Here is an 11,827-nt window from a genome sequence, read left to right as displayed (position 1 = left end):
GAGACGATCCGCTTCACCTTCAGCAAGCGCGAGGCGCTGACGTTCATGAACGACGTCGTCGCCCGCTACAACGCCTCGCAGGACAAGGTGCGCGTCGAGATGGACAGCTCGGGCGTCGACGTCGTGTCGGCCAGCTTCGTGCGCGGCAACCCGCCCGACATCATGCTCGCCAACTACAACTACGAGGTCGCCCGCTTCGTGCAGCGGTGCGCGCTCACCGATCTCGGCGGCACCGCCGCGGCGGCGAGCGTCCGCGCAGACCTGCAGCCGCTCATGGACCAGTACGGATCCTGCGAGGGACGCACGAGTGCGCTGCCGTACTCGGTGATGGCCGCCTCGGTCATCTACAACACCGAGATCTTCGACCGCCTCGGACTGCAGGTGCCCACCACCTACGACGAGCTCGTCCAGGTCGCCGACACCCTGACGCAGAACGGCGTCACCCCGTTCTACGGGACGTTCAAAGACGACTGGACCGTCGCGCAGGGCTGGTACGACTACTCCGTCGGCGGCTCCCTCGACGTCATCGACTTCTTCGACTCCCTCGCCGCCGAGGGCGACCGGGTGGGCCCCGATTCGCGCGTCTCGTTCGCCAAGGACTTCACCGAGCCGATGCAGCGCATGCTCGATCTGGCGAAGAACTACACCAACGCGGATGCCGAGAGCCGCGCGTACGGCGACGGCAACCTCGCGTTCGCCCAGGGCGAGGCGGCCATGTACCTGCAGGGGCCGTGGGCGCTCGGCGAGATCGCGAAGACGTCGCCCGATCTGCCCGTCGGAACCTTCCCGCTGCCGATGACCGACGACCCCGCCGATCTGAAGGTCCGGGTCAACATGGACCTCGCCGCGATCATCCCCGAGGCCTCCCGGCACCAGGATGCCGCGCGCGACTTCCTCGAGTACCTCTATCAGCCCGAGGTCATCGAGGCGTACAACGAGTCGCAGCTCGGCTTCGCCCCGACGACCGACGCCCCCTCGCCGAGCGATCCGCGCGTGGCCGGAATGGTCCCCTACTACGAAGAGGGGCGCATCTACCAGGGCGCTTCGGTGCTGGTGCCCAAGACCATCCCCACCTTCAACTACGCCCAGGCCATGATCTTCGGCGCCTCCCCCGAGTCCACCCTGCGCACCATGGACGAGGACTGGTCGCGCCTGGCGTTCCGCCAGCCCCCGGCCTCGACGAACGATGCCGCTGGCGAGGAGGCCGCGCGATGAGCACCACGACCACCATCGTCACCGGAGGCAAGGCCTCCGCCCGGCGCAGCACCCGACGCGTCGAACCGATCTACTACCTGTTCCTGCTACCGACCCTGGCGCTGTTCACCCTGGCGATCACGGTTCCCGGTCTGATCGGCATCTTCTTCAGCTTCACCGACTCGATCGGGCTGGGCGAGTGGAACTTCACCGGGCTGACGAACTACATCGCGATCTTCAGCGACCCGGCGATCCTGCAGGCGTACCTGTTCACCTTCGGTTTCTCGATCGCCACCGTCCTCGTCGTCAACGTCGCGGCGTTCCTGCTGGCCGTGGGCCTGACCGCGCAGATCCGGTTCAAGAAGGCCTTGCGGACGGTGTTCGTCATCCCGATGGTGATCTCGGGCATCATCATCGCCTACGTCTTCAACTTCCTCTTCAGCAACTCCGTGCCCGAGGCGGGAGCGGCCCTCGGCATCCCGTGGCTCGAGACCAGCCTCCTGGCCAATCCCGACCTCGCGTGGGTCGCGATCGTCATCGTCACCGCATGGCAGGCGATCCCCGGGACGCTGCTGATCTACATCGCGGGTCTGCTCTCCGTCCCCGGCGACGTCTACGAGGCCGCCGGCCTGGACGGCGCCAGCAAGACCCAACAGCTTCTGCGCATCACGCTGCCCCTGGTCGCCGGGTATGTCGTCATCAACGTCATCCTGGGCTTCAAGGGCTTCCTCAACGCCTACGACATCATCGTCGGCCTCACCGGCGGCGGCCCCGGCACCGCCACCCGCAGCGTCGCGATGTCCATCATCCTGGGCTTCAACGGCGGCGACTACGCGTACCAGATGGCCAATGCCGCCCTGTTCTTCGTCGTCGCCGTCGTCATCTCGCTCCTGCAGCTCTCGCTGACCCGGGGAAGGAACACCCTGTCATGACCGCTCTGAACCAGCCCGCCCTCGCCTTCGAGCAGGCCGAGCTCTCCGTCCCCGATCGCCAGGGCACCTCTGCCCCGCGCCGCCGCATCCGGCGCGTGGGTACCGAGCGGATCAACTGGTCGACGACGACCATCCTCGTGCTCTGCGCCCTCACCGTGCTGCTGCCGCTGTACGTCACCGTCTCGATGGCGCTGAAGAGCGGAACGCAGGTCGTCGACGGCAACGCCTTCTCGTTGCCCTCGCCGATCAGCTTCGACGGCTTCGTCCAGGCGTGGACGCTGACGAAGTTCCCCGTCGGCCTGGCGATCTCGTTGCTCGTGACCGCGGGGACGGTGGTCGCGACGATCATCCTGGCGGCCTTCGCCTCGTACGCGATCGCCCGCAACTGGGACCGCAAGCTGTTCCGCTACTCGTTCTTCTACCTGCTCGCGGCGATGTTCATCCCGTTCCCCGTCGTGGCGCTGCCGCAGATCCAGCTCACGGGTCGTGTCGGGCTCGACAACCCCGCCGGCGTGATCATCCTCGCCACGATGTTCCAGCTGAGCTTCAGCGTGCTGCTGTTCACGGCGTTCCTGCGCTCCATCCCGCTCGAGCTCGAAGAGAGCGCGCGCATCGACGGGGCGACCACCTGGCAGACGTTCTGGCGACTGATCTTCCCGCTGCTCGCCCCCATGAGCGCCACCGTGGGCATCTTCGCCTTCCTCTACGCCTGGAACGACTTCATGATGCCCTCGCTCATCATCAGCGACCCCGCCCTGCAGACGTTGCCCGTGCGCCAGAACCTGTTCCAGACGCAGTTCAGCAACAACTACAACGTCGCCTTCGCCTCGTACCTCATGGCCATGGCTCCCGCGATCGTCGCCTACCTCTTCACCCAGCGCTGGGTGATGGCGGGCGTCACGCAGGGCGCCGTCAAGGGCTGACCGATCACCCCCCCCCGAAAGGACAACCGTGACCACCGTCGCACCCTCCCCGCACGCCCGCGTCCTCTCCGACGCCCCCGACTGGTGGCGTCAGGCCGTGGTCTACCAGGTCTATCCGCGCAGCTTCGCCGACACGAACGGCGACGGCCTGGGCGACATCCCCGGCATCACCTCGCGGGTTCCGTATCTCGCGGAACTGGGGGTGGATGCCGTCTGGCTCAGCCCCTTCTACCCGTCCGACCTGGCCGACGGCGGCTACGACGTCGCCGATTACCGCGACGTCGACCCCCGGCTGGGGACGCTGGCCGACATGGACGAGCTCATCGCGCAGCTGCACGCCCACGGCATCCGCGTCGTCGTCGACATCGTGCCCAACCACACCTCGGACAAGCACGCCTGGTTCCAGGAAGCGCTCGAGGCGGGGCGCGGGTCGGCGGCGCGCGAGCGGTACATCTTCCGCGAGGGCACCGGTCCCGACGGCGCCGAACCGCCCACGGACTGGGTGTCGGTCTTCGGCGGAGCGGGCTGGGAGCGCGTGGCGGACGGGCAGTGGTACTTCCACAACTTCGACGTCTCGCAGCCCGATCTGAACTGGGCGAACCCCGAGGTGCGCGCGGACTTCGTGAAGACCCTGCGTTTCTGGAGCGACCGCGGCGTCGACGGGTTCCGCATCGACGTGGCGCACATGCTCACCAAGGACCTCACCGAGCCGTTGCCCTCGCGGGCCGAGCTCGAGGCGATGCCCATCGACGGCACCCACCCGCTGCTCGACCGCGACGACGTGCACGAGGTCTACGCCGAGTGGCGCGCGGTGTTCAACGAGTACGACCCGCCCCGCACGGCCGTTGCCGAGGCGTGGGTGCACCCCTCGCGCGTGCCGCTGTACGCCAGCGCCGAGAGTCTCGGCCAGTCGTTCAACTTCGACCTGCTCGAGGCCGACTTCGACGCCGGGCAGTTCCGTCGGATCGTCGCCGACAACCTCGCCCTCGCCGCGGAGTCGGGCTCGTCGACGACGTGGGTGCTGTCCAACCACGATGTGGTGCGGCACGCCACCCGCTACGGGCTGCCGGATGCCGAGCGCGGCGCGGACGGCCGGCCCACCCTCAAGCACGGAAACGAGTGGTTGCTCTCCGGCGGCCGTACCCCCGCGCTGGACGCGGAGCGCGGCGAGCGTCGCGCGCGGGCCGCCGCGCTCTTCGTGCTGGGTCTGCCGGGCTCGGCGTACCTGTACCAGGGCGAGGAGCTCGGCCTGCACGAGGTCGCCGAGATCCCCGACGCCGAGCGCCAGGATCCGACGTTCTTCCGCAGCCCGGGGGTGGATATGGGACGGGACGGATGCCGGGTCCCCCTGCCCTGGACCGCGTCCGACGCCGCGTTCGGTTTCGGCGCGGGCGGCGCGCACCTTCCGCAGCCGGAGTGGTTCGCCCGCTACGCCGTCGATCTGCAGGACCAGGACCCCGCGTCGACGCTGGCGCTCTATCGCCGCGCGCTCGGACTGCGGCACGAGCTGCAGGCGGACGAGGAGCTCTCGTGGGTCGACGCCGGAAGCGAGGATGTGGTGACGTTCGAGCGGCCCGGCGGCTGGGTCGTCGTCACCAACTTCGGCGAGAGCGCGGCGCCGCTGCCCGACGGCGAGATCCTCGTCTCGAGTCGCGAGCTCGACGGTGATTCCCTTCCCGGCGAGACGACGGTGTGGCTCCGCCGGTCTTGAGGCCACGCGGACCGGCGCGAAGTCACGCGCCGGTCCGCACCCACCCGTCGCCGCGCTGCTCGATCGCACCGGCGGCCGCGAAGGCGTCCAGCCACCCGCCCATGGGCCACGAGCCCCATCGGCGATGAAAGGTCGCGCCGTTGCGCAGGATGTCGTCCAGGTGCTGCCACGGCGGCGAGGACACCGGATGCCACTGGTGGAACGCGTCCGCTCCGCCCACCCAGCGCAGCTCGACGCCCCCCGCGCGCGCGGTCCAGGCCAGGTCGGTGTCTTCGGCGCCGTATCCCTCGTATCCGGGATGGAAGCCGCCGATGCGGGCCCAGGTCCCGGGCGTCACCGCGAACGACAGTGACCAGAACAGGTCGAACTCGGACGGGGTCGCCGCCCGCGTCGTCCCCGGCGCGAGGGCCGGGCGCGCGCGATGGGGACGCACCAGGAAGGGCAGGTCAGCGGCCCGTTCGGGACGCTGGACGCTCGCCAGGTAGGTCACCGCTCCCGCCAGCAGTGCCTCGGGGTGAGCCGCGGCGGCGGCACGGTAGGCGGGCAGCAGCCCCGGTCCGGGCAGGCAGTCGACGTCGAGGAAGATCAGCAGATCGGCGCCGGCGTCGATCGCGGCGGCGGCGGCGCGGTTGCGTCCCTCGCCGACCCGGAGCCCGTGTGGACCCGGGGGAACGTGGATCGTGCGGGTCTCGGCATCCGGGATGCCCTCCGGGGGCGTCTGGTCGAGCCAGGCCTCCACGCGCACGATGTCGTCCGCGACCTCGGCGAGCACACGCCGCTGACGCGCGAGGTGTTCGCGTCGGGAGCGCGAGGCGACCGTGATGACGGCCGTGGTCACGGCAGCACCGCCTCGACGGCGGAGGCCATGCGGTGCGCGGCGCCCGCGGCCTGCCAGCGCTTCCAGTCCGGTTCGTCGCCGGCGGCCCGCTCGACGAGGTCGACCAGCGCGGCGGCCGAGACCGAGGCGTCGGCCCGACGCGCCAGCCGCCAGCGTTCCAGAGCGTCCGCGGTGTGCTCCTGCTCCGCGAAGGGGCGTTCCTGCGCGATGACCACGGCACGGGCGCCGGCGACGGCGAGATCGGCGACGCTGTTCTGTCCCGCTGCGCTGACGACGACCGTGCTGTGCGTGAGCAGCGGCCAGGGATCGTCGACCCGCGAGGACGCGTCGTGGCCGATCGCCGTCACCGTCCAGCCTCGGTCCTGCAGCCGTCGCGTCGCCTCCAGGCGGATCGCGGGTTCGAGCACGCGCCCGAGCAGCAGCACCGACCTCGCCTCGGCCTCGTCCGCGGCGTCGCGCCCGTCGAAGCGCGAGATCCCCCCGGTCCAGACCACTCGGTCTCCGTGGGCCGCGAGGCCGTCGGTGGGCACGGCCCCGTGCGGCCAGGGTGCGACGATGCGGTCGGCCAGGTCGTAGGCGAGGGCGTGCGGGGCGTCGGTGCGCGTCCCCGGCTGCGTGACGGCGATGGTGCGCAGGCCGAGCAGCCGGACGAACGCGACGACCTCGGCGCTCACGTCCACGACGAACGCCTGCAGCTCCCGCTCCACCGCGGCCGCGGCGATCGATGCCAGGCGCGCGCGGTGACCCGGGTGCGCGTGCGGGGCCCAGTGCAGCGCGCCGCGCGCCGTCGGGTCCGCGTCGCGCGGGTCCACGATCGAGCCGTCGGGACCGTCGAACGGATCGGCATCCGGGGGCAGCTCCACCCACTCCACGTCGGGGGCGAGCCCCGCGGGGCGGGGCATCGACGAGAAGGCCACGACGGGTGCGCGCAGGTGGGGGTGCACCGCGAGGAACCGCGCGACGTGGCCGTAGCCGTGGTGGTGGACGTACCAGCCGATCACCACGACACCGCCGGCACCCGCCGGGCGATCGCGGGCTGCGCGGTGTGGGCGAGCACGCGCTCGACCTCGCGGTAGCGCTGGGCGAGGGAGTGCTGGCGGACGGCGGCCCGCCGCGTCCACACGCGCGTCAGGGGCTCGCGCGCACCCTCCGCCGCGAGGCGTGACGCGGCCTGGGCGAGGGCGACCACGTCGCCGGGGGTGACGGTGGCCGAGCCGGGCATGCCTGCCAGCACCTCGGACACGCCCCCGATGTCGAAGGCCGCGACGGGAGTCCCCGTCGCGAGGGCCTCGGCGATGACCAGGCCGAACGGCTCCTCCCACATGGGTGTCACGAGCGCGACGGCCGACGAGCCGACCAGTCGGCACAGGTCGGGCTGGCACAGCGGACCCACGTAGCGGGCGTGCGCGCCCAGGCGCGGCACGATCTCCTGCTCGAAGTAGTCGGCATCGCCGATGCGGCCGGCCAGGGTGATGTGGGCGCCCGCGTGGCGTGCCGCCTCGATCGCCAGGTGAGGGGCCTTTTCGGGCACGACACGGCCCGACCACACCCACGAGCTTCCGCCGTCGCCGCGCACCCACTGGTCGGTGTCGATGCCGTTGGGGAAGACGAACGCGTCGACCCCTTCGATCGACCACGCCCGGGCCGTCGCCTGGCTGACCGCGACGAAGCGGTGCGGGCTGTCGCGCACCTCCGCCGCAGCCTCGAGCAGGGGCTCGAGGGGCGGTGTGTGCAGGGTCGTCACCACCGGGATGCCGGCTTCGCGGCTCCAGCGGATGGGGGCGGGGTTGAGGCTGTGGTTGTCGACCACGTCGTAGAGATGCCGGTCGGCGAGCAGTCGATCGCGCGCCGAGTCGTAGGCCGCATCGACGGCGTCTCCGTACCCCACGGGGTAGTCGGTGTCGGACGAGTCCTCCGGACGCGTCCACTCCGGAACCGGAAGGCGGAACTCCGGGGTCTCGCCGAGGAAGTCAGACCCCTCCGCCGCGCACAGGGTCACCTCATGGCCCCGATCGCGCAACCAGCGCACGCGATCCCAGACGCAGGCCTCGAGCCCACCCGCGTGCGGCTGGCGCAGCGGGTATCGGCTGGGGGCGACGACGAGGACGCGCAACGGACGCTGTCCCCGGATCATGCCGCGTCCTCCGCCGCGAGCACCGAGCGGTACACCTCGAGGTGGGCGGCGCGCACGGCGTCGCGCTCGGCCGTGCGCTCCTCGCGTCGCCGGGCGACCTCGGCCGCGCGCCGCGGCGTTCCCGGACTCGACCACGCGGGGTCGGTGGCATCCACGATGGCTCGCGCGAGTGAGATCGGATCGCCGACGCCGAAGGTGTGGAAGTCGCCGGGGTGCTGGGACGCCATGTGCCCCACGCGCGTCCCGATGACGGGAACGGCCAGGTCATGGCACAGTTCCGCCCAACCCGACTGCGTGCCGTGGCGGTACGGCAGCAGGCACGCGCCGAGGTCGGCGAGCCACGTGGCGAGCTCGTCGTCGTCCAGCCGCGGGCCGCGTTCGACGCGGACGCCGTCGGCGTCGCGGGCAAGCAGTTCGATGGATGCCGCAGCCTCGGCATCCCGCACCCTCTCGTTCAGCCGCACGACGCCCTCGACGCGGGCGCCCTGCGACCGCAGGTCGGCGATGGCCCGGACGAGGGTGGCGGTCGTCCCGACGCCGTCGATGTTGGGGCGCAGATCCCGCAGGTGCACGCCGATGCGGACGGCCTCGTGCGCGGTGCCGACGGGGCGCTCGCCGTCGCCGAGCAGGGTCGGATGGGCGATGACGACGGGCGCGCGTCCGGTGCGGGCGCGCACGTCCGCCGCGGCCGTGTCGGTCAGCGCGATCAGGACCGCGGCGCCTTCGGCGAGAACCGCGACCGCGGCGTGGTGGTCGCTCTGGTCGACCAGCTGAGGGTTCTCCAGGTCGTGGACCGTGTAGACCAGGGGGCGACCGAGAGCGCGCAGGGTCGCGACCGTCTGCGCCAACTCGGACGGACGGTACGACTCGATGCCGAAATGCACGTGGACCAGGTCGAAGTCGTCGGCGTTCGCGCGCAGCCACGCGGGCAGCAGCACCTGCGGCGGCCACCATTGTCCGGCCGGCGCGCCCGGGGGCGGCGGGTCGGCGAGCAGGTGGACGTGCTCCGGGTCCGTGACGGCGGTGACGTACGGGTGCGCCGACGGCACGGCCGCGACGCGGACCGGGGGAACGGTGGTGACGACGATCTTCTCTCCTCCTCGTGCGTGCGGGCATGGCGGTGCGCGTACCGCATCGCCAGGCACATCGCAATGCAACGGGGCGGTTGGGACGACGACGACACCGACGGATACGTTCTCATCATGGGTGGCGAGCACACGCGGGACGGAAGCCTTGCGGACCACGACGACGCGGTGATAGCGCGTCGAGCCCATTACGCCGTCTTCTTCGGCGACGTCCCTCCTCCCGCCGGGTACGGGGTGGTCGTGGGCAACTGCCAGGCCGAATCCCTCCGCCTCGTCATCTCGTCCGACGCGCTCCCCGCCGTACGCGTGCCCGCGGTGCACGAACTCACGAGCGCCGACGCGGAGCGCCTGCACCGCCTCCTCGCCGGGGCGGCCTTCCTCGTCGCGCAGCCCATCCGGGACGATTACCGCGGGATGCCGTTGGGCACCGCGCAGCTGCGCCGATCGCTCCCCGCCGCGGCCCGCACCGTGACGGTGCCCGCCGTGCGCTTCGCCGGACTGCACCCGTTCCAGGCGGTGCTGCGCCTGGCCGACTTCCCCGAGGATCCGCCGCTGGTGGCGTATCACGACGTCCGAACGGTCGCCCGTGCCGCCGGCCTCGCCGTGCCCGCGTCCCTTCCGCCCGCCGCGGTGCGCGCGATCGCCGAGGCGTCCCGTGCCGAGCTGCGACGCCGTGAGGGACTCGGTCTCGATGTCGCGGCATCCGATCTTCTCGAGCCGGTGGTCGCGGACCTCGCGCGCACGGTCAACCACCCGGGCAACGCGCTCTTCCTCCCGCTGGGGGCGCGGATCGTCGCGGCGCTCGGGGCCCCGGGACGCGTGGTCGATCCGGGCCGCCCGATCCTCGCATCCGTCCGCGCGCCGCTCGAGGAATGGGTCGTCGACGCGTGGCGGCTCGACAGCGCGCCCCGCCCGGACTGGACGGTCGGTGGCGAGACCGTCCCCGCCGACGTCGTCCGCGAGGCGCACCTGGCGTATTACGCCGAGCGCCCCGCCCTTCTCGCCGCGGTCGTCGACCGGATGACCCCGCTCATCCGCACCTGGAGCACCGCCCGATGACCACGATCCCGGATGCCGCCCCGCCCGTCCTCCTCGTCCACCCCGGCACGCACGGGGTCGCCGTCTACGCCCGCGACACGGCGGCCGAGGTGGTGCGCCTGGACGGCCGCGCGCGGGTCGCCACCCCGGACGCCGTCGCCGCGCTCGCGCCCGGCACCCCGGTGCACGCGCACGTGACCGACCGATTGTGGGGCGCTTCGCCCGAAGAGGCGACGCATCACGTGACGGCGCTCGCGGCGCGGCATCCGCTCACCGTCACCCTGCACGACGTCCCGCAGGAGTCCGACGGCCCGCGCAACCGGCCCCGGCGGGCGGCGTTCTACCGCGCCGTCACCGAGGCCTCGCGGGGAGTGGTCGTCAACAGCGCGCACGAGCGCGAGCTGCTGCGCGAAGAGGGCGTCTGGAGCGGCGCGGTCGGCGTCGTCCCCCTGCCCGTCGATTCGGCGCGCGCCGTGCGCAACCACGAGGGAGATGACGACGCCGTCGGCGTCCTGGGCTACTTCTACCCGGGCAAGGGGCACGACGAGGCGCTGGCCGCGGCGGTCACCGCGGGGGTCGCGCGGCTGACGGTGCTCGGACGCGCCTCCGACGGGCACGCCGCGGATCTCGAGGCCTTCGTCCGCCGCGCCGAGGCGCTGGGGGTCGCCGTCGAGGTGACGGGGTGGCTCGACGACGTCGACATGGCGGCTCGCGTGGCCCGCGTCGCCGTGCCCGTGATCGCGCACCGCCACGTCTCGGCGTCGGGATCCCTGGCGTCGTGGGTCGGGTGGGGCCGGCGACCCGTGGCCGTGCGCAATCGCTACGTCGACGAGATGGCGCGACTCCGACCCGGAACGCTGGCGGTCGTCGAGGCCGGCGAGCTCGCCCGCGCAGTCGCCGCCGCCCGCGCCGACGCATCGTCGACATGGCACGGGGCCGACCCCGTGCCGTTCGGCCGTACCGACGGCGCACGCGCGTACCTGCGCTGGTGGAGCGGGGTGTCCGCGTGATCCCCGAGGGATGGAACGACCGGATGCCGTGGGTCCCGGGCAATCGCTGGGACCTCGTCGCCCACCGACGGCCGCGTCCCCCGCGGGTCAGCGTCATCGTCACGCATTACTCGCAGCCCGACGAGCTGGCGCGTACGCTCGCAGCGCTCGCCCGACAGGACCACCCCCGCGAGTTGCTCGAGATCATCGTCGCCGACGACGGTTCTCCCCGGGTTCCCGTGGTTCCCGAGGGAGTGCGTCTCGTGCGCCAGGACGACCTCGGTTTCCGCGCGGCCGCCGCCCGCAACCTGGGTGCATCCGCCGCCACCGGCGACGTCCTCTGCTTCCTGGATGCCGACACCACCCCCGAACCCGCCTACATCCGCCACCTCTCCCGGCTGCCCGCTCTGCTGCCCGAGGCCGTGACGGTGGGGCGCCGGCGTCACGCCGATCTGTCCGGGCTCGCGGCCGACGAACCGATCGAGGCGATCGGCCCGCGGCACGAGCTGACCGAACCCGCGTGGCTGCGAGAGGCCTACGCGCGCACCGGTGATCTGCTGCGCGCCGACGATCGGTCCTACCGCTACGTCATCAGCGCGGTCCTCGCCTGCTCGCGGGCGTTCTTCGACGAGGTGGGCGGTTTCGACGAGACCTTCTCGTCCTATGGGGGCGAGGACTGGGAGTGGGCGCACCGGGCCTGGCAGTCGGGCGCCGTCCTCGCCCATGTGCGCGACGCGGTGGCGTGGCACGACGGTCCCGACTGGGCCGATCGCGACGGCGTCGACCGCGCGGACGAGGGCAACCGCCAGAGCCTCCTGCTCACGCGGCGGATCCCGGTCGAGGGTTCCGGGGCGCGCGGGGTGCTCTCGCGTGACGCTGATCTGCTCGTCGTGCTGCCCGGGACGCCCTCGCCCGCGGCGGCATTCGTCTGCGCGGATTCGTTCCTCGCGGCGTATCCCCACTCCGCGGTGACGATGGATGCC

General features: G+C 72.1%; 11 protein-coding genes. 7 read left to right on the top strand and 4 right to left on the bottom strand.

Annotated elements, in window-relative coordinates; translation table 11 throughout:
- From DBR36_RS04895 to DBR36_RS04880, 4 genes are all read left to right on the top strand, one after another.
- Positions 1-1,215 (top strand): ABC transporter substrate-binding protein (locus tag DBR36_RS04895; protein ID WP_108317822.1); only part of this gene is annotated, 1,215 nt, incomplete at its 5' end.
- Positions 1,212-2,126 (top strand): carbohydrate ABC transporter permease, encoded by a 915-nt coding sequence (locus DBR36_RS04890; RefSeq protein WP_108317821.1) that lies wholly within the window; start codon positions 1,212-1,214, stop codon positions 2,124-2,126. The genes DBR36_RS04895 and DBR36_RS04890, both read left to right, overlap by 4 nt.
- On the top strand, positions 2,123-3,049 hold the full coding sequence (locus DBR36_RS04885) for a carbohydrate ABC transporter permease (protein ID WP_219927614.1): 927 nt from the start codon (positions 2,123-2,125) through the stop codon (positions 3,047-3,049). Before DBR36_RS04890 ends, DBR36_RS04885 begins: the two co-directional genes overlap by 4 nt.
- Before the next feature lie 28 nt (positions 3,050-3,077).
- A complete protein-coding gene (locus tag DBR36_RS04880; protein WP_108317820.1) occupies positions 3,078-4,760 on the top strand; it encodes a glycoside hydrolase family 13 protein in 1,683 nt (560 codons plus the stop codon).
- Between the two features lie 22 nt (positions 4,761-4,782).
- Here DBR36_RS04880 and DBR36_RS04875 read toward each other — a convergent pair whose 3' ends face one another.
- The 4 genes from DBR36_RS04875 to DBR36_RS17300 are packed head-to-tail and all read right to left on the bottom strand — an operon-like array spanning position 4,783 to position 8,877.
- Positions 4,783-5,598: a glycosyltransferase family 2 protein gene (locus tag DBR36_RS04875; protein ID WP_108317819.1), complete on the bottom strand. Its 816-nt coding sequence runs from the start codon at positions 5,596-5,598 to the stop codon at positions 4,783-4,785.
- Positions 5,595-6,602: a hypothetical protein gene (locus tag DBR36_RS04870; RefSeq protein ID WP_108317818.1), complete on the bottom strand. Its 1,008-nt coding sequence runs from the start codon at positions 6,600-6,602 to the stop codon at positions 5,595-5,597. The genes DBR36_RS04875 and DBR36_RS04870 overlap by 4 nt, the downstream gene beginning before the upstream one ends.
- Positions 6,596-7,732 carry a glycosyltransferase gene (locus DBR36_RS04865; RefSeq protein ID WP_108317817.1) on the bottom strand — a complete coding sequence of 379 codons (1,137 nt, stop codon included), beginning with the start codon at positions 7,730-7,732 and terminating at the stop codon, positions 6,596-6,598. The genes DBR36_RS04870 and DBR36_RS04865 overlap by 7 nt, the downstream gene beginning before the upstream one ends.
- Positions 7,729-8,877 carry a glycosyltransferase gene (locus DBR36_RS17300; RefSeq protein WP_219927613.1) on the bottom strand — a complete coding sequence of 383 codons (1,149 nt, stop codon included), beginning with the start codon at positions 8,875-8,877 and terminating at the stop codon, positions 7,729-7,731. Before DBR36_RS17300 ends, DBR36_RS04865 begins: the two co-directional genes overlap by 4 nt.
- A gap of 6 nt (positions 8,878-8,883) precedes the next feature.
- Between DBR36_RS17300 and DBR36_RS17295 the strand changes: the two genes are divergently transcribed.
- The 3 genes from DBR36_RS17295 to DBR36_RS04850 form a co-directional block, all read left to right on the top strand.
- Positions 8,884-9,876 carry a WcbI family polysaccharide biosynthesis putative acetyltransferase gene (locus DBR36_RS17295; RefSeq protein ID WP_146185233.1) on the top strand — a complete coding sequence of 331 codons (993 nt, stop codon included), beginning with the start codon at positions 8,884-8,886 and terminating at the stop codon, positions 9,874-9,876.
- Entirely contained in the window at positions 9,873-10,865 is a 993-nt protein-coding gene (locus DBR36_RS04855; protein WP_108317815.1) for a hypothetical protein, read from the top strand. The genes DBR36_RS17295 and DBR36_RS04855 overlap by 4 nt, the downstream gene beginning before the upstream one ends.
- On the top strand, positions 10,862-11,827 hold a 966-nt coding region (locus DBR36_RS04850), incomplete at its 3' end, for a glycosyltransferase family 2 protein (RefSeq protein WP_258222571.1). The genes DBR36_RS04855 and DBR36_RS04850, both read left to right, overlap by 4 nt.

Origin of the sequence: Microbacterium sp. HMWF026, from assembly GCF_003061325.1 — a bacterium.
Lineage (GTDB): Bacteria > Actinomycetota > Actinomycetes > Actinomycetales > Microbacteriaceae > Microbacterium > Microbacterium testaceum_E.
The sequence above is the reverse complement of the archived record's forward strand: the minus strand, read 5'-3'. Positions and strand labels throughout refer to the sequence as shown.

Coding starts and splice junctions, on each gene's coding strand:
- DBR36_RS17295 (WP_146185233.1), top strand. CDS start 8,884: ATGCAACGGGGCGGTTGGGACGACGACGACACCGACGGATACGTTCTC.
- DBR36_RS04885 (WP_219927614.1), top strand. CDS start 2,123: ATGACCGCTCTGAACCAGCCCGCCCTCGCCTTCGAGCAGGCCGAGCTC.
- DBR36_RS04865 (WP_108317817.1), bottom strand. CDS start 7,732: ATGATCCGGGGACAGCGTCCGTTGCGCGTCCTCGTCGTCGCCCCCAGC.
- DBR36_RS04855 (WP_108317815.1), top strand. CDS start 9,873: ATGACCACGATCCCGGATGCCGCCCCGCCCGTCCTCCTCGTCCACCCC.
- DBR36_RS04890 (WP_108317821.1), top strand. CDS start 1,212: ATGAGCACCACGACCACCATCGTCACCGGAGGCAAGGCCTCCGCCCGG.